We start from the raw sequence: 19,895 nt of genomic DNA, 5'->3' as shown, positions 1-19,895 counted from the left end.
CAGCCGTCGCCGCGTCACTGGGCCCTTCCCTTCGCGAGGCGGAGGCGGAACGCCTCGCTCGTCACCACCTGCTTCACCAGCGCGGCGACCGTGCCGGCGCCCCAGCGCGCGGTGATCTCCGCGATCTCGGGCCTGTCCTCGCGCGTCGGGCTCCGGCGCAGGGCGTAGGCGAAGAGCTGCTCTGTGGGGCATGTCCCGGTCCGGGCGGCTTCCTGGAGCGCCGGCACGAGGCCGGTGACGTCCTCGAACGCCGCGCCGTCGTACACGCCTGTCGCGTCGATCGGGTCGCCGTTCGGGTACTCGGCGCGGTAGGCGCCGATCGCGTCGAAGTTCTCCAGGCTCAGCCCGATCGGGTCGAGCAGATCATGGCAGCTCGCGCAGTCGGGGGACTCGCGGTGCTTCTCGAGCTTCTTCCGGACGTTGTCGATGGGGACCGAGTCCCCGCCCGCGGCGCCCAGCTCCGGGATATCCATGTTGGCGGGCGGCGCCATGGGCACGCAGAAGAGCTGCGCCAGGATCGTCTTGGCGCGGGACGTGGGCGAGGTCCGATCCGCGTGCGACGACAGCGTGAGGAACGCGGGGAGCGTGAGGAACCCGCGCCGCACGCCCTCGGGATCGTTCGCGAGGAGCGGGGCGATCAGCGGGCTGTCCGGGTGGGGCGCCGTGAGGAGCTCGGCCCAGGTGCGCTCGCCGGTCGTGACCTCGGCGAAGAACGCGTTGGCCTGGTCGATCATGGCGCCCTTGAGCTCCTGATTCCAGAGGGGGAACAGCGTGGCATCGACGGTGTGGCTGGGGAGCGTGCGGGTCCCGAGCCACTGCCCGAAGAAGTTCTGGAAGAACGCGGCGCTCTTCGGGTCGGCCAGCATGCGATCGACCTGCCGGAGGAGCTCGTCTTCCGTGGCCAGCTCGTCGCGCCCCGCCGCGTCGAAGAGCGCCTCGTCCGGGAGCGAGCTCCAGAGCAGGTACGAGAGGCGCGACGCGATCTCGAAGCCGTTGAGGGCGCCCGGCGCGCGCGCCGAGTCGGGGCCGAGCTCGATCCTGAGGAGGAAATGCGGGGACGTCAGCAGGGTGCGGACGACGTGCTGCACCGCCTCGACGGGGGGCATCTCGAGGGCGGCGCGCGCGTGGGTGTACTGCGCGACGTAGCGCTCGACCTCCGCCGCCTCGAGCGGGCGCCGGAAGGCGCGCAGCCCGAAGCGCTCGATGATGTCGCGCGCGCACCCGGCGTCCGCGGCCTGCGCCGGGTCGCACACGAGGATCTTCGCGCGCTGCGCCTCGCTCGAGAACGCGTCGGCGGCGAGGTTCCTCGCGGCGTCGTAGTACCCCTGGAACAGGACCTGCGGGAGGCTCGCGAGCGCGCTCGAGTTCGCGTCGAAGCCCTTCGCGCCCGAGGCCGGGAAGCCGTCCGCCGGCCGCAGGCTCGTCCCGAGGAGGTGGGCGACGGTGCTGTTGTACTCCGCCGCGGTCATGTGGTGCAGCGGCATCCCGCCCGGCGCGGCGGCGACCGGCGCTGGCTCTCGCGCGTCGTCGCACCCGAGGAGGCCAGCGCACGAGATGCTCATGAGACAACGGAGCGCGCGTGGCCACCGTGTCACGAGTCGATGGAGCGCGTGCATCCGGGAGAGAAACTCCATAGGTCTTCTCGAAAGTCAAGCACCTCGCCCCCTCCAGCGCGGCTCGGGTTTCCCCCACGGAGCCATCTCCGCCGGGGCCCGGAGCTTGCTCTCTCCTGCGCAGGTGCGCGTTGTGGCACCGGGAGGGGATCATGCGGACTTCGAAGACGGGGAGAAACGGCCTTGGGGCAACAAGGGGGAGAGGCGTCGTCCAGGGGCTCGCCGGGCTCCTCGGGATCGGCCTCTGTCTCGGCATCTCCAGCGCCTCCGCGGCCGGCGCGACACAGGCCATCTCGCCTCAGGCGTCGGCGCAAGGCAGCCTCGGGCCGCAGCGGGCCACGCAGCCGTCCGCGCCCGCCACGTACGCCGCGAACCCCCAGAAGCGGCGCTGGATCGTCGCGGGCGCGTCGACCCTGGGCGGCTTCTGGACCGCGTCCGCGATCGCCGCCGCCGGCCTCTCCCTGGAGAAGCCGCAGTCCCGGCTGGGAACGCAATGCACCAAGTACGCTTGCTATCTCGCCCCGCGCCGCCATCAGCGCGCGCCCAGCCCCGCCTCGCTGATGATCCCCCTCGCCGGCCCCTGGATCCACCTCGGCACCGCGAATCCCTCTGCGGCTGGCGCGATCGGCCTCTCCGTCCTCGGCGTCGGGCAGGCCGTCGGCCTCGGAATGCTGCTCGGCGGCATCGCCATGCCGGCGCGGGTGCGCGTGCCGATGCAGCACGGCCGCGTGCTCCAGATAGGCGCAGCCCCGCTCGTCAGCCCCGACGGACTCGGCCTCTCGATCCACGGCGCGATGTAGCCGCGCCCCTCGTCACGGCGGTAGGCCCAGGATCGCCCGCACCCGCAGCCGCTCCTCGGGCGTGAACGCGCCCGCGAGCAGCGCCTCCTCGGCCTCGCGCCGCGCCTCCGGATCGGCCACGGTCGCCTCGATCGAGGCGCGCGCGCCGGCGAAGGCGTCGACGCGCTGCTGCCACGCCGCCCGCTGCCGGTCGAGCGCCGCGAGCCGGTCCGCCGCCTCGGCGCCCACGGTCGCGACCCGGTGCGCGTGGAGCGCCTCGTCCGAGGCGCCCGCCTCCCGGAGCGCCTGCTCCTCGGCCTGCTGCACGAGCGGGCGCACCGCCGCCTCCCGCGCCTCGCGGATGTCCTCGGGGAGCGTCGCCTCGACCTCCGCGATCCGCGCGTCGCGCTCGTCGGGCGAGAGGGTCGCGTCCGCGAGGATGCGGGCCTGCGCGATCGCCGCCTCCCCCTCCCGCTCCTCGTCGCCGAAGAGCCGCGCCGCGGCCGCCTCGCCGAAGTGCGCGCGCCGGATCTCGCGCAGCGCGGCGAGCCGCGCCGCCGGATCGGCCTCCGGCGCGACGAGCTCCGCGCTGGCCGCCTCGCGGTAGCCGAGGTACCGGTCGAGCAGCGCGATCGCCTGATCCGCCGCCCTCCCCTCGGCCCGCTCCCGGATCGCCGCGACGATGCGGGCCCTGATCACCGCCGCCGGTTCCTCGCCGGTGGCGCTGAGGAAGTGGTCGAACAGCGCGAGGATCTCGGGGCCGATGACGAGGTCGCCGCGCGGGTCGACGATCACCGCGCCGTCGACGTCCGCGCCGCGGAGCGAGGGCGGCGCGGGCGCCGCCTCCGGCGCCGCGGGCGACACCGCCAGCGCCCGCTGGACGCGCGCGGGGGCCGGCGACACCGACAGCGCCGGCACCACGCCCTTGCGCCGGGAGGACGCGGCCGCCCCGCTCGACCGGGCGGCGGGCGCCGGCCGCTGCCGCTCGCCCGCGGCGAGCCACCCCGCGCCGATCAGCGCGGCGAGCGCCATCGCCGCGGCGAGCCTCCTCTTCCCACGACGCTCCATGACGCCCTCCGCGGCTCAGAGGCCGGCGTTCTTGAGCCGGCTCGCGTGCGACCGGAACACGGACTTCGGGTTCGGGCCAGACAGGTTGATGAATCCGAAGAGCTGATTGACCTCGTCGAGGTGGTTCATCCCGTAATCGTCGCGAATCACCTCTCCGAAGTGGGAGCTGCACCTGCCCACCATCCCGTCGTTCGACTCCGAATACAGCTTCGAGATGAGGCCGAGCGTCAGGTCGGTCGGATCGACGACGCTGGTGAGGATCCCTGTCCCCGACCACGAGAAGAAGCGCACGCCGTTCTCCTCGCCGGCGCCCTGCCCGCACCGGCTGGCGGGCAGCCCGGCCGGATAACGCGCGTTGAACGCGCGCATCCCCTCGGCGGAGAGCGACCTCACGGCGGCGATCGAGTCCTGAGGCGTCGAGCGCCCGCTGAGCAGGCTGAGCACCGTGCCGAGGCTGTTGGCCAGGAACGAGAGGGCCCCCTGCGCGACCCCGCCGTCACGAAGGTTCTCCTGGAGATAGCTGGCGAGCTCGGCCCCCTGGTGCGGCGAGCCGATGGTGGTGATCGACGCGACGAGATCGGGCCGCACCGCGGCGACATACCGGACGTCGAGCCCTCCATGGCTGTGCCCGATCAGGTTGACCTTCCCGCTCCCGGTGCGCGCCACGATGTCCTCGACCTGCGCGAGCAGCGCCTCCCCACGCGCCTCCGTGCTGTCGAACTGGGGCACCGCCGTGGCGTACACCTCCGCTCCGCCGGAGCGCAGCGTCGACGCGACCCCGCCGAAGTAGTCGACCACACCGAACATGGCCTTGAAGCCCGCCATTCCGTGACAGAGCACGATCGGATACCGCGTCTGCGCGTAGCTCTCCAACGCCAGCGCGCCCTCGCCGATCTCGGCGCCCTCCGCCTCCACCGGCTCGTCCGTCGACGCAATGCATCCTTGCGAGAGCAGCGCCACGAGCGCCCCTGCCGCACAGCGCAATGCGTCAATCCGCAATCGACGCCCGGTCCCTCGTTTTCTCTCGACTCTCTCTCGATTTCGAGCGGGTGTGACGGTGGGAGGTAGTACAGCGCTTGAGTTGCTGGAATGAGCTCGTCTGATCACCTGTCACCTCTGATAGAGTATTTTTTTAATTCGAATCAAGCAGAACTCACAGGCTCTCAGCGCGACAAGCAACTCCCCCACCCTGGACAATCGGCAGACACGTGTCCTCCCTCTCACGTATCGCGTCGGTCCAGGCGAGGCGACAGACCATCAGCGCGGCGGCGGGCTCCTGGGGGCTAGGACGCCTGTGCTGCGCGCGGAGGGCTCCCTTCGCCCGCCTGCATGGCGCCGTCGTCCGTCGCCGCGGCGCCGCCCCGGACGACGCGCGCGTTCTCCGGCACCGCGGTCAGGAACCGCTCGCGCCGCCGGGGGTCGGCGATCCGGTCGGCGCGCGCGAGCAGGCTCTCCCTCGCCTCCGCGAACACCGCCGCCGCTTCTCGGTGGGCGCCGGACGCCGCGAGCGCCTCGGCGTACGCGAGCCGCACGAGCGACTCGCCTTCCTCGAGGGACCCGAGCGCGGCGAGCTCGCCGAACGCCGCCCGCGCGGCGCCGAGCGCCGCCGCGACGTCGCCCGCCGCGAGCAGCGCGCGCGCGCGCACCGCCACGGCGGGCGCGCGCAGCCGCGGGGCCACGTGCAGCGCCGCCTCGGCCGCGAGCGCCTCCCGCTCGGCGGTCGCGGCGTCGCCCGAGAGCAGCGCGATCTTCGCGAGGTAGGTCCGCGCCACGCCCTCCATGCGGAGGTCGCCCCGCTGCTGGAACGCCTCCACCGCGCGCCGCTCGACGAGCTGCGCCTCGTCGAGCTTGCCGAGCTGCCCGAGCACGTGGCCGAGGTTGTGCATCGCCACGGTCGCGAGCTCGCGCAGCCCCAGCCGGTCGGCGGCCTCGAGGGCGGCGCGCAGCACGGACTCGGCCGCAGAGAGCTCGCCGAGCTCGGCGTAGATGAAGCCGAGGTTCGCGCCGATCACGCACGCGCTGCGCCGGTCCCCGGCCTGCTCGAAGGCCGCGAGCGCCGCCTCCAGCCCCTCGAGGCACGCCTCCGGATCACCGCCGGCCGAGGCGCGGATCGCGCGGAGCTGCTGCGCCATGGCGACGAGCTCGGCGTCCGGCGGCGGGGGCGCGCGGAGGTCCTCGTCGACGCGCGCGAGCAGCGCGTCGGCCTCGGCGTAGCGGCCGCCGAACACGAGCTGCGCGCCGCACTCGCAGAGGCACGCGATCCGGGCGCGGCGAAGGCCGGCCCCGCTGGACGGCGGCGTCGCCGATGCGCTGGAGGGCGGCGCCACGGCCCAGCTGGACGGCGGCGTCGCCGAGGCGCTGGAGGGCGTCGCGACGCCGCTTTCGGGCGGCGGCGCCGCGCCCCCGTCGCGCGCCGCGGACAGGCCCTCGGCGACGGCGGCCCACCGCGCCACGCGGTCCACCGCGCCGAGCTTCCCGGCGGCGGCGGCGACCTGGGTGATCGCCCGGAACCACCCGGGCGAGCCGGCCGGGAGCAGCTCGGCCGCCGACGCGCCGAGCCCCTCGGCGGCGGCGAGGTCGCCCTCCCAGATGTTGGCCTCGGCCGCGACCAGCCGGAGCGCGCCGAGGTCCTCGCCCGCCGCGCCGCACGCCTCGCCGCACGCGGCGCGCTCGATCGCGGCGCGCAGGTCGTTCGCCTCGAGCGACTGCTCGGCCGCGCGCCGGTACCAGCGCACGGCGCGGTCGGGCTCGCCGCCGCGCCGGAAGTGCTCGGCCACGACCCGCGGGTCGGCCGACGCGCTCCGCTCGAGCCACGCGGCCGCGAGGCGGTGGCCGAGGGCGCGATCGCGCTCGGTCAGCATGGCGTAGGCGGCCTCGCGGACGAGCGTGTGGCGGAAGACGTAGTCGGCGGCGTCGCCGAGGCCGGCGGGCAGGCCGACCGGCGCGACGAGCTCGCGCTCCGCGAGCGCCGAGAGCCACGCCTCCACGTCGTTGAGGCGCTCCTCGCCGCCGAGCAGCGCCGCGACGCCGCGCTTCGAGAAGCGATCGCCGAAGATGCTGGCCGCCCGGAGCACGCGCTTGCCCTCGTTGCCCTCGGCGTCGAGCCGCGCCTCGACCGTGCCGAGCACCGAGTCGGGCAGGACCTCCCCGTTGCCGCTCGCGACCGCCCGGATGAGCTCCTCGAGATAGAACGGGTTGCCGCCGGCGCGCTCGACGAGGTGCGCCGTCACGCCCTCCGGCACCGCCGCGCCGAGGGCGGCGCGCACGAGCTCCGCGCCCGCGCGGCGCGGCAGCGGGCCGAGCTTGATCGTCTGCACCTCGCGCTCGGCCCACAGGCTCGGGAACTGCCGGTGGACGTCGGGGCGCGCGAGCGCGAGCAGCATGAGCGGCAGCTCGCGGAGGTTGCGCAGGGTCGCGTCGAGCAGGCGCACGGTGGCGGCGTCTCCCCAGTGCAGGTCCTCGAGCGCGACGAGCACCGGGCGCGCCGCGCACTCGGCCGCGAGCCAGTCCTCCCACGCGGCGCGCACGCCGTCGCTCATGCCGGCGGCGCTCTGGCGCGCCGCCCGCAGGAGGCGCGCGTGCTCGGGCGACGGCGCGCGGGCGACCTCGCCGAGGAACGCGGCCGCGCGCTCGAGCTCCGGGCCGCCGAGGTGGCGCCCGAGCCGCTGCTTCAGCTTGCGGTGCCGCGCGCGCGTCGGGTCGCGCTCGCGCAGGCCGGCGGCCCGGCAGAGGACGTCGGCGATCATGCCGAACGGCGAGCCTGCCGATCCCGAGTCGGCGCGGCCCCAGAAGATCTCGATCGGCTGGTCCTGCCGCCGCAGCGCCGCGAACAGCTCCAGGCGGAGCCGGGACTTGCCGGCGCCGGGCGGCCCGAGGACGAGCACCGCGCTCGCGAGCGACTCGGAGATGCAGCCGGAGAGCACGCCGTGGAGCATCGAGAGCTCGCGGGCGCGGCCGACGCACGGCGTGCGCTTCCCGAGCAGCGCGGGGGCGACCTCGTCGACGGCGCGCTCGCCGGACAGGACGAGCGCCTCGTCGGGCGCGCGGGGGTCGTCGTCGTCGCCGCGCGCGGTGCGTGCGTCGCGCTGGGCGCGTGCGACGCGAGCGATGACGAAGCGCGGCCCGAGCATGTCGGCGGTCGCGCGGTCGAGGCGGACGGCGCGCGCCTCCCGCGCGTCGAGCGCGGCGCGGAGCTCGGCGACGCCGCGATCGATGACGTCGCCCTCGACGAGCCCCGCCGAGAGGACGCCCCGCCCGGTGATCACGCAGAGCGCCGCGCCCGGCAGCTCGGCGCGGAGGGCCAGCGCGCACTGGGCGGCGCGCTCGGCGCGGTCCACGGCGCTGCCGGGGCCGGACATCATGACGAGCTGCGCGCCCGGCGCGAGCTGCGTGAGGCGGCCGCCGTGGAGCTCGACCAGCGCGCGGATCTCCGCGGCGCGCCCGCTCGACGCGGGCGGCCGCGATCCGGGCGCGCTGGGCGGCGGGGCCCCCTGGAGGTCCGCGGCCTGCAGGGCGGCCCGCGCGGACGACCGCGGCGCCTGGGCCGGCGCGTGGTCGGCCTCGCCGAGGAAGATCAGGCTCACGAGGCGCTGCTCGCCCAGGGTGAGCGCGACGCGCTCGCCGGAGGCGGCGCCGCGCGCCGGCGGGCCCGCGCCGTCCGCGAGGGCGGGCGCGTCCGGGGGCACGCTCCCGGAGAGCGTCGGCGCGTCCGGGGGCGCGGTCCACGCGCCGTCCAGCGCCACGATCCGGTCGAGCTCGGCCGCGACCTCGGCGGCGTCGCGCGGTCGCTCGCCGGGCGCCCTGGACAGCATGCGCGCGACGAGCTGATCGAGCGGCGCGGGCGCGTCCGCGCGGAGGTCGCGGAGGCGGGGCGGCTCCTTGAGGAGCAGGTCGCTGAGCGCGGCCATGGGGCTCGCTCCTGCGAAGGCGGGGCGGCCGGTGAGGCACTCGAACAGGACGCACCCGAGGGAGAACACGTCGCTGCGCGGATCGGGCGCGGTTCTGGCCTCGATCTGCTCCGGGGCCATGTACCCGGGGGTGCCGAGGACGCCCCCGGTGACGGTGACGCGCCCCGCCTCGGCGCTGGGCCGCGCGATGCCGAAGTCGACGAGCTTGACCCGCGCGGCGTCCCCGCCGGGGAGGAACAGGTTGCCCGGCTTGATGTCGCGGTGGACGATGCCGCGCGCGTGCGCGAACGCGAGGGCGTCGGCGGCGCGGCGCACGAGCGAGAGCCCCTCGCTCGCGGGCAGGAAGCGGCGCGCGAGGCGGGCGGCGAGGTCCTCGCCCTCGAGCCACTCCATGGCGAGGTAGCGGTCGCCTGCCGGCGTGCTCCCGTGCGCGACGTAGCGCACGATGCCAGGGTGGACGAGCGCGGCGAGGAGCGCGGCCTCCCGCTCGAACCGCTCGATCTGGATCGCGCTCCTCAGGCGGACGATCTTGAGGGCGACGGCCGCGCCGCCGACGCGGTCGTGCGCCCTGTAGACGGTGCCCATCCCTCCGGAGGCGGCCTCTCCTTCGACGACGAAGCGCCCCGCGATGACCTCCGCGTAGCCCACGTCAGCGCACGAAGACGGTGACCGAGCCGGCGTGCGGCGTTTTCCCGGCGGCGAGCTTGCCCGAGGGGCGGCGGACCGCGCTGCGGCAGTTCGGGAAGCTGCCGTCGTCGGTCGGCTCATCGCACAGCGCGTCGCACGGGCCGGCAATGTCGATGGCGCACGCCTCGATCGAGGGCCCGCAGACGCGGGGGATGGCGGAGGCCCCGGGCGGGAGGCAGGCCTGGTAGACGGGCTGCTCCGCGAAGATGTCGCCGTAGTACGTCGCCTCTCGCGTGGGGAACGCGGCGCGCTCGGCTTTGTCGGCCTCGAGCTCCTCGCGGTCTCCGCGCACGGAGATGTTCACCTTCTGGCCCAGGTAGTTGACGCGCGCGAGGACGCAGCCGCTGACCCAGCTCCGGCACGCGCCGTCGCACGAGCCGCCCTCCTGTCCCCAGGCCGGCGCGAGGCCGAGCTCTCCCGGGAAGGAGAGCCTGACGCCGTCGACCGCGACGGTGAGGCGCTCGCCTGCGGGCAGCGCGCAGCTCGCGATGTACTTCAGCAGGGTGCGCGCCGCCGGGTCGCGGAGCGCCTCGACGGTGAGCGCGCTCGCCGAGAGCGCCTCGTCGGTGAGCGCGCTCGACGTCAGCGCGCTCGACGTCATGACGTCGGCCGTCAGCGCGTTCGACGTCAGCGCGTTCGACGTCAGCGCGTTGTGCGTCCGGACGGCCTGCGACGCGGTGTCCTCCGCGTCCTCTGCCGGGGCTTCCGGATCGAGCGAGGCCACGCACGCGCTCGCGGAGAGGGCGGTGATGGCCAGGACGAATGCGGCGAGCTTCGGCGAATGCTCCATGGATGAAGTGCCCCCCTGGGCGCCCACGGGCGTTGACCCGTGAGCGCCCGAAACGACCGGCGCCGAGGCGCCACAGGGGCGCGCCTCGACGGTCGGTGCGTACATCTTGGTTCAACTGCACGGTCCGCGAAGACGTCTACGGGCCGGCGCGGCGGAGCAGGCCATCTTCGCTACAGCGACAAATGGTAAGATGTCACTGATAACCCGACTGGCAAAGAGCGACGCGCACGCAACAGGTTCTTTTTTTGTGTCGAGCGGCGATCGCTCTGTCGTTGCGACACACCCGCTCTGTCCACGGCGCCATGGTCGACGACGCCCGCACCGGGGACGGAGGAGCGATGTGGGTGAGGTGAAGTCCTGACGCGGACACGCACCTTCCTGCCGGGAGGTGTCCGGAGGGCGCGCGCGTCACGCGGGGGTTGCCGGAGCGCTCGGCGGCGCCGTCGTGCACCCCGCCTTCCTGTCGGCTGCCGGGACCGGCGCCGTGGGAGGAGATAGAGATGCCGGGAGGTACAGGAGGAAGACGACGAGTCCGTCTGCTCCTCGAACCCCTGAGCGCCGTGAGGGGGTCTGTGCGGCGCGCGGCCGAACGCGTCCGGTGGGGCCTGACAGCCGCCTGCGTATCTTCATGTAGACCTGCCGCGCGCCGCGCCTGCTGACGGACGGACTGCTCGGCGCGTCGCGTCGGTGCGCCCTTGACGCCGCGGCGGCTCGATCATTACATGGCGCACACCATGAAGGGGCATGCGCGCAATCTGATGACCGAGCGCGTGATCGCGCTGGAGCAGGGCACGCCGGTCACCGACATGTTGCAGCTCTTCGCCAACGAGAACCTGAGCGGCGCGCCGGTCATCGACCAAGGCCACCGCGTCGTCGGGTTCGTGAGCGAGACGGATCTCCTGGGCGCGCTCCTGCGCGCGGAGTACGAGGGCATGACGGCCGCGGACGTGATGAGCACCCCGCCCATCTCCGTGGACGAGTTCATGCCCACCGACGACGTGATGACGTTGCTGCGCGAGAACCAGATTCACCATCTGCCGGTCGTGCGCAACGGACGGCTCGTCGGGATCATCACGCCCCAGGACATCCTGCGCTACCTCGTCGAGCGCGTGCTGCCGATCCCGCCCGACCCGGCCTGAGGCGAGGGGCGTCGAGAGCGGGTCTCGCCGCGCCAGCGATCCCGATGCGCCGTTGAGGCCACGGGAGCGGGCGCCGTCGCGCGTGGGGTCGCGCGCGAGGACGTGGCGTGAGGTTCGGCCGGAGGTCGTCGTGGCTCACCGGGGTACGATCTGCGGCAGCGGTCGCTTTTGTGTGATGCCGCGAAAGGCTTGTTCGTAATGGGGAGAGATGAGCGACCGAATCCGCGCGATGAGCGCGGCGATACCGGATCGCGAAACGAGATCATCGGATCTCGCGCAATGCCACTCTGAACGGCTCGACCGTTCGCACGCGCATCGCATTTCCTGCCGCAGACTTGCCTTTCGCGCCTCGGTCAACGAGGGTTGCTTCATGCCGAAGTCGCCGCGCGAACGTGCGTTGACCTCCCCCCACGATGCGCTGTTCCAGTGGACTTTCTCTCAGCGCGAGCACGCCCTTGGCCTGCTCAAGGCCGCGCTGCCGCGGCCGGTGGTCGCGGCCGTGCGCTGGAGCACGCTGCGCATCGAGAAGGGCAGCTTCGTGGACCGCGCGTTGCGCAGCCGCCACAGCGACCTGGTGCTCTCGGCCCGCATGGGCGCGGGGCGCATCTACTTCTATGTGATCGTCGAGCATCAGCGCGACGTCGAGGCGCTGATGGTCTTCCGAATGGGCCTCTACATGATGCGCCTGTGGGAGCGGATCACCCGCGATCGGCCGGGGCTGACGGAGCTGCCGCCGATCATGCCGGTGCTGATCCACCACAGCGATACGGGGTGGACGGCGGCCAGGGCCTTCCAGGACATCGTCGCGGCCACGGGGCCGGAGCGGGCGGCGCTCCTGCCGCACATTCCCTGCTTCGAGTTGCTCCTCGTGGACGTCAGCGGCGGGCGGGCCGGCGACGTGGTGGAGGAGGCGCTGACGGCGCTGGGAAAGGTGGTGCTGTGGTGCCTGTCCGTGTCCGGCGACGACGCGCGGCTGGAGCGGGAGATCGGGCGCATCGCGGCGGCGCTGGACGAGGTGCTCCGGGCGCCGAGCGGCCTCGCTGCGCTGGAGGCGCTCCTGCGCTACCTTGTGGCCACGCACGAGCGCTTGAATGTGCAGACGATCGGCAGGATCTTGGAGAAGGCGGTGGGCCCACGGGCCCAGGAGGCCATCGTGACGGAGCTGGACGAGATCGAGCGTAGGGGCGAGCGCAGGGGGCGCGCCCAAGGGCGCGCGCAGGGGCGAGTGCAGGGGCGCGCGCAGACGCTGCTGGAGCTGCTCACGACCCGGTTCGGCGCGTTGCCGGCCGAGGTGAGCGCCCGCATCCTCACCGCGGACGAGGCGACGCTCGTCACGTGGACGGCGCGGGTGCTCACGGCGCCGACACCGGACGACGTGCTCGGCGACGAGGACCAGCGCGCCTCACCGGCGCGGCGCCCCCCGGCGCGCAGGCGCGCCCGGCGTACCTGACGGGACGATGCCACGCCGTCGCCTGATGCCCCCTCAGGTTCGCAGGCCCTCCTGTAAACATCGGGACACACGTCGTGTCACTTCGCGGGCCCTCCTGTAAACGCCGGGACACACGTCGTGTCACTTCGCGGGCCCTCCTGTAAACGCCGGGACACACGTCGTGTCACTTCGCAGGCCCTCCTGTCCATGGCCGAGCTCGCGTCGCGCCCCTCCGCACGGAGACGGCTCGGCCCCCACGCGCCCGCCTGCACGGTATCGCCGATCGCTTACGCCCCCGGCGCCCGGCGTCCCCGCGATCAATGGACGCGAGAGGTCACGAACCACTCCGGGGAGATGTACCCGTCGGTCCGCGAGATCGGGTGCGTGCAGGTGGAGTCGAGCGCGGTGTAGGACTCGATCCGGGTCTCCTTGTCCAGGTGCCCGACCGTCGATTGGGTGCCGCAACCGTCGTACCCGAGCGGCGCGCCGCCGCCGTCCTCGAAGCGCGCGCACTCGGCGTCGGAGAGCACCGTGTAGTGCAGGTGCGAGTTGCCCGCATTGCAGGGGAAGCTGTCGTCCGCCGGGCACTCCGTCCATTTGTCCGCGCAGTGAAGGTTGTGCTGCCTCGGGATATCGTCCCAGTAGGCGATCTTCCCGAGCGGCGTGTCGGTGCCGATGTCCTGTCCCACCAGGGTCATCGCCAGCTCGTCCACGTCGAGGTGCCCGTAGAACGAGCAGAACCGTCGCTCCTCGCCGTTCTCCTTGAAGCGGTGCTCGACGAGCGCGATGCCGAGGTACTGCGAGCAGTTGATGCCGGCCCGCAGGAGCTTGCCCGGGGCGATCGGGAAGACATACGTGCCGTCCGTCCGGCCGCTCGCCTTGGCGATGTCCTCGCCGAGGTGCCGGCCCTCTGCCCAGTCCGGCTTGTGACCGATGTTCTGGATCATCCTGTGATCGGGAAACGGGAACCGGAGCGTCCCCGTGGGCGCGCGGCACGCGTCGTTCACCCGGTCGTTGATCGTGCACCCCATCGGGCAGTAGACGGCGTGGTCGAAGAGGTAGATGCGCGTCCTCTCGCGCCCGCCCCGGCCGTCGCCCTCGTGCCCCTCGCAGGGCACCAAGTGCGTCTGCGCCCCGTCCTCGCGCTCGCAGTACGCCTTGCAGGTGTAGAGCATCCACGGATCGCCCGTGGCGTGAAGGCTCGGGTTGTGACCGCAGTACGCAGGGTCGTTCAAGAGGACGTCATCGTCGTTGTTGCACAGGATCTCCTTCGGATCGGCGGTGATGCCGCTGCACGTGTTGCCGAAGAAGTCCGTGATCGACTTGCAGAACGAGCTCTGGACCTTGTACGGGTCGGGGCCGCAGATCCCGCACGCCGTGCCGCACGAGATCCCCGTGGCGTGCCAGCCGTCGGGGCGGTAGAGCTGCCGATCGCGGCACTCGAACACCTGCCCGCCGCGGGCGCAGACGCTGGCGCCGCGCCGCCGCGCCGTCACGGGGACCTCTTTGTCCTGGTAATCGACGATCGCGTCGCAGCGCGACGAGGGGCTCGGCTCCGGCGCCGGATCCGGGATGCCGAACGGCTCCTGATCCGATCGGGCGTCACACACGTCGTGCTGGCTCCTGGCATCGCGCGGAAGGCACGCCGCGGAGCACTCCTCGTACGGCACGGGACGGCCCACGACGGCGCTCGTCGACTCCGCCGAAGGCGGGCAGTACGACCAGTCGTCGTAGGCGCAGTGGTACAAGGTCCCGACGCGACCGGTGACCCCGTGCTGCCCGCAGAACTTGTGGCGGCAGAGGTTCTCGCCGCCCGGCCCCCCTTCCGCGACGGCATAGTACGCGTCGGCGCTCGTGGGGCACGCCTGGTCGCAGCGGTCCCAGTCGCGGATCGTCCGCGCGCCGGCCTGGGGCAGCGCGCCCGTGGCCTCGTGGTAATGCATGGCCGGCAGCTCCCGCACGGGCTTGCACTCCCCGGTGCCGCCGAGCGCGGAGCAATCCTGGTAAGGCACCGGGCGGGCGCCCGGCCCCGGGCAGGCGAAGAGCTGCGTCGCCTTTCCCTTGATCCGGATCAGAGGCTCGCCCAGGCTCCGCGCGAGGTCGTTGTTCCACGGGCTGCGAAAGACCTGATCGCCGCAGAAGGTCTGGCCTCGTTCAACCGACTTCCAGGTGCCGTCCTTGTCCTGGAACTGCTCCGGGCAGCGGCCGAAATCCGCGCCCTCGTCCTCCGGCTCGCCCGGCTCGCAGGGGCGGTTGAGATCGAGCCACCCCTCCTCGCCGCAGACCCATTCGCTGCGGTTGCCGTGGCCGAGGCCGCAGATCGTCTCGCCGCAGGCGGTCGTGGTCACCTCGTTGCCGAAGCTGTCCTGCACTCCACGGCAGGCGTTGCAGGTGCCTGCGCGCTGCGAGCACGAGAGCCCCAGGCTCTGCCACCCGTCCGCGGTGCACACCTTCTGGACACCGGCGCTGCCGGCGCCGGTCGGGAAACACACGCGTTGCCCGCAGGTGCGCGGGATGTGCTCGCCGCCGGCCACGGGCGGGACCTCGCACGGGCACTCGCTCGTCGGAGCGTCGGTGCACGCCCCGCGACGGCAGCCCCCCTCGCAGATCTTCCATTCGACCGGGATCTGCCCCGCGCCCGGGCACTCGTACAGGGCCGCGGGCTCGCCGTTCACGACGTCCGCGCCGCAGAAGGTGCCCGCGCCGGTGCACGAGAGATCACCGCACATGTTCCCCGGGAAGCTGCGCCAGGTGTCATTCGCGCCGAGATCGACGCAGTGATAGGCGATGAGGTCGCGCCCGCAGACGAAGGTGTCGCATCGGGTGTCGTCGACCGGGATCGGCTCGCCGTTGTAGTAATAGCCGTCGCGGCACGCGCACGCGTCGTCGTTCGCCTGCGCGCCCAGGGGGGGCGCCGCGACGGCGGGGGGCGGCGGCTCCCGACCGCACCCCATTCCAGCCAGCATCCCGGCGGAGAGCAGCGCGGCGAGCGCGCCGAGGAGGCGCGCCGCGCGCGCGTCCCGGAGGCGGCGGCGGACAGGACCACGGTGCGACGAACTGCCCTCGACGACATGGTGCATGCGCGGTGTCTCCCGGTCCCTGTTCAGCTCACTTCGCGATCTTGCGGACGTGCCCCGCCCGGGTCGCCCAGTAGACGGACGCCTCGTCGACCGCGACCGCGATCGCATCGAGCTGGCCGACCGCGAGCGTCGTCACGTCGCCGCCGGCCTTCGGGACCTTGCGGATCGAGCCGGCGCGGTTCGCCCAGTAGACCGCGCCGGCGTCACCGGCATCGACGGCGATGCCGGCGGGGCTCGGCTGGTCGTCGGCGAGCACCACCAGGTCGGAGCCGTCCTTGGCGAGCCGGAACAGGAGGCCGTTCGGGCTGCTCCAGAAGAGGTGGCCTGCGTCGGCGGCGAGGTAGTGGGGCGTGAGGTTCGTGGTGTCCACGACCTGACCGGACGCGATCTGGCGGCGCTCGGTGCCGTCCTTGCGGAGCTTCACGATCGTGCCGTCGGTCCGGGCCCAGTAGAGGTGCGCCGCGTCGCTCGCGAGCGCTCCCCCCGGCTCGGAGAAGACGCCGGTGATCTCCTGGGCGCGTTGCCCGCTGGCGAGGGCGTCGACGCGGTAGATCCCTCCCTGGGAGAGGGAGGTGAACCAGACGTCGCTGCCGTCGGTGACGACGGCCCAGGGGTCAGGGACGGAGGTCGTGAGGGGGATCGCGGCGCCGCCGAGCGAGGGGTACCGGAGCACGCCGGGCGAGCCGGTGACGATGGCGTCGGCGCCGATGAGGGCGACGTCCTCGAAGCGGTCGGCGCTGCACCCCCCGAGCCCGGGGGGCGCCGCGGTGGCGAGGCACGTCGCGCCGCCGGAGACCTTGTCGACGCGGACGGCGATGCCGCCGGCGGGCTGGAAGCCGACCAGGTAGAGGGCGCTGTCGTCGACGACGAGGGCCGAGGGCACCGCCAGGCCCGACGCGAGCGACGTGGCGCCGGGGCTGCACTCCCCTGCATCGCAGAGGCCCCCCGCGCAGTCGTTGCCGCACGCGCCGCAGTGGAACGGGTCCGAGGCGAGCGCGACCTCACAACCGGTGAGGGGGTCGCCGTCGCAGTCGGCGTACCCTGCGTCGCACGCGACCACGCAGGCGCCCCCGACGCAGGTGGCGGCGGCGTGGCGCTCGCTGCAGATCGTGCCGCAGGAGCCGCAGTTGTTCACGTCGCTCCCGACGTCGGCCTCGCACCCGGTCGCGGGCTCGCCGTCGCAGTCGTCGTGGCCGAGGTCGCAGGCGAGCGAGCACGTGCCGGCCGCGCACGAGGGTGTCGCGTGCTGGTCGCCGCAGACATTGCCGCAGAATCCGCAGTTGTTCACGTCGCTCGACACGTCGTCGCAGCCGCCGCCCCCGCCCCCTTCGCCGCCGTCGCCGAGGCAGAGGCCGAACGCGCGGATCGAGCTGGTGAACGCCTCGCAGCGGCCACGGACGCCGGAGATCGCGGCCAGATCGCACGCGTAGGCGAGCTCGGGCTCGAGCGTCGCGCAGCATGTATCGAGCAGCGCGTCGCACGGGGCCGCGCTGAACGGCTCCTCCTCGGCGTGCCTCGGACACCGGCCCGCGTCGGCCGCGCCTCCCAGGTAGTCGAGGCACCGCGCGGCGTCCGACGCTCCGGCGAGCGCGGCGCAGCGCTCGCGCGCCCCCTCGGGGAGCGAGGGACAGCAACGCTCCGACAGGTAATCGCAGCTCTCGGCCGCTGGATCGACGTCGGTGCAAAAGCCGTTGTCCCTGGCGTCGCTCTCCAGGAACTGGTGACATCGCTGCTCATTGCCGCGGAAGCCGGTCGCGTGGCAGGCTTCCCTGAGCTGCGCCGGCAGCGCGGCGCAGCACTCGTTGAGCAGACCGGCGCAGCTCGGGCCATGAGGGACGCCCCCCGGAGCGCCGCCGGCGCCCTCGCCGGGCCCGCCGGTGCAGAGATCGGCCGCGTTGGCGCTCGCGAGGAAATCGTCGCACGCGGCGTCGTTCGCCTGGCTCACGGCGGCGTTGCAGCCCGCGAGGAGCTCGGCGGGGAGCGCGGGGCAGCACGCTTCGCCGAGGTGCGCGCACCCTTGTCGAGGGCCGCCCGCCACAGGGGCGCACGCGCCGAGCGCCGTGCCCTCCTCGTTGCACTGCTGCGCGCCGAGCGTCCCGTCGGGGAGGAAACAGGCGGACAGGGCGCCTGGAGAACAGATGGCATCGTCGCCGCAACCGGCCCCGAGCAAGGCGAGCGCGAGGAGGTGAGCGATGCCGAGGCGCGAATCGAGGCGAAGCTTGGCCATGAGAAGACAACGCTACCGTGCGCCGGACAGGGCGAGAAGGCAGGAAGAACATCGCTGTTCTCGCCGCGTCTCCGCAGGGACGCCGCCTACCGTCGATCGAACTGGTACCGCGCCCGCTCGGCGCCCTCGATCTCCACCACGATGCGCTTCGGGCCGAGCCGCGCGACGGCGTGCGCGGCGGCGGGGCGGCCCGGCGCGTCGTCGTCGAGGTTCTCGATCAGGCTCTGGAGCGTCACGTACGGGATACCGCGGATCACGTCGAGGTGGTTCCAGTGCAGGTGGCCGTTGAACACGGCCAGCACGCCGTGCTCCTCGAAGAGCTTCCGCATCGCGCGCCGCTCGCGCACGAGGCAGATGTGCGGGCTCCCCTCGAACCAGCGGTTGCCACGGAGGTCCTGATCGGCCGCGCTGTGGTGCATCAGCACGACCTTCGGCAGCGGCGACGCCGCGAGATCCTCGGCGAGCCAGGCGAGCTGCTCCTGCCCCAGCGAGACGTCGTGATCCTTGCGCTCGCGCGTGTGGAGGACGGTGAAATGGAAGCCGCCGCGGTCGAAGGCGTAGTGGAGCCGCGTCACCTCGGGCCTGCCCCAGGCGGACAGGAGATCGGCCTCGCTCAGATGGATGACGTCGTGGTTGCCGGCGACGTGAAAGAGCTCGGCCTTCACGCCGCGGAGCGCGGCCATGCACTCGCCGTAGCGCGCCCTGTCGGCCTCGGGCCCCTCGTCCTCGATGTCGTCGCCCAGGTTCACGACGAGGTCGGGCCGCGTGACCTCGTTCATCCGCTCCACGAAGGCGCGCGTGAGCGCGGGCGCCTCGCCCGTGAGCTTGCGCAGCTTGCCCCCGAACGACGCCTGCGGGCCGAAGTGCAGGTCCGAGACGAACGCGACGACGAGCTCCATGCGCGCCTCGCCGCTCAGCTCGACTTCGCGCCGGGCTCCGGCGACGCCTTGGAGCCGCCCAGGCACGCCGGAGAGCGGAAGTCCGCGCCGCCCTGCCGCTCCCACTCGTCCGGCGTCATCGCGCGGATCGTCAGGGCGTGCAGCCCGGCGCCGAACTCCTCGCGCACGATGTCGTTGACGCGCCGGTGGCGCTCGAGGGGGCTCAGGCCCCGGAACGCCTCGCTCACCACGAGCACCTTGAAATGGGTCTCCGAGCCCGCCGGCACGCTGTGCATGCGGCTCTCGTTCTCCACATCGAGGTGCACCGGATCGAGCGCCTGAACGAGCTTGCTCTGGATCGACTCCTGCCTCGTCGTCATGCCGCGCGAGCTTAGCCTCCGCCGCGCCGCCGGTCACCCGGCGAGCGCCTCCGGGAGGCGCGCGGCGGCGCGCTCCCGCCCGCGGGGGAGCAGGCGCAGGGGACCTCCGCGGACGAAGAGATTGCCCGGCGCCACGCCAACGGATACACCGCGCGGCATGGCATCCCCGATGGTTGCGCGCCTCGCGCTCGTCCTCGCCGCCGGGCTCGCCGGCGCTACCGGCTGCAGCGACGAGGAGACCGCGAGCGCCCCCGGCCCGACCGGAACGCCCGAGATCACGATCGTGAGCCCGAAGGACGGCGCGTGCGTCGCCATCGGGGCGCCCTCGGCCGACCCTTCGGCCGACGAGCCGACGATCCCGATCCACGTCGGCGTCTCGCAGCTCCTCCTCCGCCCGCCGGGCACCTGCGGGACGTACACGCAGTGCGGGCACCTGGTGCTCAGCCTCGACGGCGAGAAGAACAGCGCCGGGGCCGGCCGCGTGATCGACGTGCGCCTCGGCGCGCTCGATCCCGAGGAGCGCGAGGGCGAGCACACCATCACGGTCGCGGTCGTGAGCGACACGGGCGAGCCGATCCTCGGGGGCGAGAGCAGGCAGGAGCCGCTCACCCGAAGCCTGTCGCTGACGGTCGCGGCGTCGTGCGGAGAGGGCAGCGGAGGCGGCGGCGCGGGTGGCGCCGGTGGCTCGGGTGGCGCCGGTGGCTCGGGTGGCGCCGGTGGCTCGGGCGGCGCTGGCGGCTCGGACGGCGCCGGTGGCTCGGGTGGCGCTGGCGGCTCGGACGGCGTGGGAGGCTCGGGCGGCGCTGGCGGCTCGGGCGGCTCGGGCGGTTCCGGTGGCCCCGACGGCGCGGGCGGCGCTGGCGGCTCCGGCAGCTGAGCCGAACACCCGGCGCCTGGCTCGCGAGGCGCTTCTCTCGT

At 73.6% G+C, this 19,895-nt stretch carries 13 protein-coding genes; 4 read left to right on the top strand and 9 right to left on the bottom strand.

The genetic code is table 11. From position 1 onward, the window contains the following. Nucleotides 1-14: 14 nt before the first annotated feature. Nucleotides 15-1,562 (bottom strand): DUF1592 domain-containing protein, encoded by a 1,548-nt coding sequence (locus tag WME76_RS14255; protein ID WP_437960673.1) that lies wholly within the window; start codon nt 1,560-1,562, stop codon nt 15-17. A 203-nt stretch (nt 1,563-1,765) separates the two neighbouring features. On the opposite strand from WME76_RS14255, the gene WME76_RS14250 reads away from it, so the two are divergent. Next, nucleotides 1,766-2,413 (top strand): hypothetical protein, encoded by a 648-nt coding sequence (locus tag WME76_RS14250; RefSeq protein WP_437960672.1) that lies wholly within the window; start codon nt 1,766-1,768, stop codon nt 2,411-2,413. 12 nt (nt 2,414-2,425) lie between these two features. On the opposite strand, the gene WME76_RS14245 is transcribed toward WME76_RS14250, so the two are convergent. The 4 genes from WME76_RS14245 to WME76_RS14230 form a co-directional block, all read right to left on the bottom strand. After that, nucleotides 2,426-3,460 (bottom strand): lipase secretion chaperone, encoded by a 1,035-nt coding sequence (locus WME76_RS14245; protein WP_437960671.1) that lies wholly within the window; start codon nt 3,458-3,460, stop codon nt 2,426-2,428. A gap of 15 nt (nt 3,461-3,475) precedes the next feature. Next, the gene (locus WME76_RS14240) at nt 3,476-4,375 is read right to left on the bottom strand and encodes a lipase family alpha/beta hydrolase (protein ID WP_437962113.1); all 900 of its coding nucleotides are present in this window, start codon (nt 4,373-4,375) and stop codon (nt 3,476-3,478) included. Between the two features lie 368 nt (nt 4,376-4,743). Next, nucleotides 4,744-9,015, bottom strand: coding sequence for a serine/threonine-protein kinase (locus tag WME76_RS14235; protein ID WP_437960670.1), 4,272 nt, complete (start codon nt 9,013-9,015; stop codon nt 4,744-4,746). Between the two features lies 1 nt (nt 9,016). Then, entirely contained in the window at nt 9,017-9,844 is an 828-nt protein-coding gene (locus WME76_RS14230; protein ID WP_437960669.1) for a hypothetical protein, read from the bottom strand. Between the two features lie 722 nt (nt 9,845-10,566). Between WME76_RS14230 and WME76_RS14225 the strand changes: the two genes are divergently transcribed. Both WME76_RS14225 and WME76_RS14220 read left to right on the top strand, forming a co-directional pair. Next, nucleotides 10,567-10,983, top strand: coding sequence for a CBS domain-containing protein (locus WME76_RS14225; RefSeq protein ID WP_437960668.1), 417 nt, complete (start codon nt 10,567-10,569; stop codon nt 10,981-10,983). 229 nt (nt 10,984-11,212) lie between these two features. Continuing rightward, nucleotides 11,213-12,433 (top strand): Rpn family recombination-promoting nuclease/putative transposase, encoded by a 1,221-nt coding sequence (locus tag WME76_RS14220; protein ID WP_437960667.1) that lies wholly within the window; start codon nt 11,213-11,215, stop codon nt 12,431-12,433. A 296-nt stretch (nt 12,434-12,729) separates the two neighbouring features. On the opposite strand, the gene WME76_RS14215 is transcribed toward WME76_RS14220, so the two are convergent. The 4 genes from WME76_RS14215 to WME76_RS14200 form a co-directional block, all read right to left on the bottom strand. After that, nucleotides 12,730-15,492 carry a hypothetical protein gene (locus WME76_RS14215; RefSeq protein ID WP_437960666.1) on the bottom strand — a complete coding sequence of 921 codons (2,763 nt, stop codon included), beginning with the start codon at nt 15,490-15,492 and terminating at the stop codon, nt 12,730-12,732. A 28-nt stretch (nt 15,493-15,520) separates the two neighbouring features. Next, nucleotides 15,521-17,719: a hypothetical protein gene (locus WME76_RS14210; protein WP_437960665.1), complete on the bottom strand. Its 2,199-nt coding sequence runs from the start codon at nt 17,717-17,719 to the stop codon at nt 15,521-15,523. 86 nt (nt 17,720-17,805) lie between these two features. Next, nucleotides 17,806-18,618 carry a metallophosphoesterase family protein gene (locus WME76_RS14205; protein ID WP_061615097.1) on the bottom strand — a complete coding sequence of 271 codons (813 nt, stop codon included), beginning with the start codon at nt 18,616-18,618 and terminating at the stop codon, nt 17,806-17,808. A gap of 14 nt (nt 18,619-18,632) precedes the next feature. Continuing rightward, a complete protein-coding gene (locus WME76_RS14200) occupies nt 18,633-18,977 on the bottom strand; it encodes a BolA family protein (protein ID WP_437960664.1) in 345 nt (114 codons plus the stop codon). Between the two features lie 157 nt (nt 18,978-19,134). Here WME76_RS14200 and WME76_RS14195 point away from each other — a divergent pair, with 157 nt between their 5' ends. Further along, on the top strand, nt 19,135-19,854 hold the full coding sequence (locus tag WME76_RS14195; RefSeq protein WP_437960663.1) for a hypothetical protein: 720 nt from the start codon (nt 19,135-19,137) through the stop codon (nt 19,852-19,854). The last annotated feature ends 41 nt before the right edge of the window (nt 19,855-19,895 follow it).

The organism is Sorangium sp. So ce119 (assembly GCF_051524405.1).
Lineage (GTDB): Bacteria > Myxococcota_A > Polyangia > Polyangiales > Polyangiaceae > Sorangium > Sorangium cellulosum_G.
Note: the sequence above shows the minus strand (reverse complement) of the source record. Positions and strands in the feature narration are given on the sequence as shown.

Excerpts from the sequence above, each read along its gene's own strand:
- WME76_RS14205 (WP_061615097.1), bottom strand. The coding sequence starts at position 18,618 with ATGGAGCTCGTCGTCGCGTTCGTCTCGGACCTGCACTTCGGCCCGCAG.
- WME76_RS14220 (WP_437960667.1), top strand. The coding sequence starts at position 11,213 with ATGAGCGCGGCGATACCGGATCGCGAAACGAGATCATCGGATCTCGCG.
- WME76_RS14210 (WP_437960665.1), bottom strand. The coding sequence starts at position 17,719 with ATGGCCAAGCTTCGCCTCGATTCGCGCCTCGGCATCGCTCACCTCCTC.
- WME76_RS14225 (WP_437960668.1), top strand. The coding sequence starts at position 10,567 with ATGGCGCACACCATGAAGGGGCATGCGCGCAATCTGATGACCGAGCGC.
- WME76_RS14230 (WP_437960669.1), bottom strand. The coding sequence starts at position 9,844 with ATGGAGCATTCGCCGAAGCTCGCCGCATTCGTCCTGGCCATCACCGCC.
- WME76_RS14195 (WP_437960663.1), top strand. The coding sequence starts at position 19,135 with ATGGCATCCCCGATGGTTGCGCGCCTCGCGCTCGTCCTCGCCGCCGGG.
- WME76_RS14250 (WP_437960672.1), top strand. The coding sequence starts at position 1,766 with ATGCGGACTTCGAAGACGGGGAGAAACGGCCTTGGGGCAACAAGGGGG.
- WME76_RS14200 (WP_437960664.1), bottom strand. The coding sequence starts at position 18,977 with ATGACGACGAGGCAGGAGTCGATCCAGAGCAAGCTCGTTCAGGCGCTC.
- WME76_RS14245 (WP_437960671.1), bottom strand. The coding sequence starts at position 3,460 with ATGGAGCGTCGTGGGAAGAGGAGGCTCGCCGCGGCGATGGCGCTCGCC.
- WME76_RS14215 (WP_437960666.1), bottom strand. The coding sequence starts at position 15,492 with ATGCACCATGTCGTCGAGGGCAGTTCGTCGCACCGTGGTCCTGTCCGC.
- WME76_RS14255 (WP_437960673.1), bottom strand. The coding sequence starts at position 1,562 with ATGAGCATCTCGTGCGCTGGCCTCCTCGGGTGCGACGACGCGCGAGAG.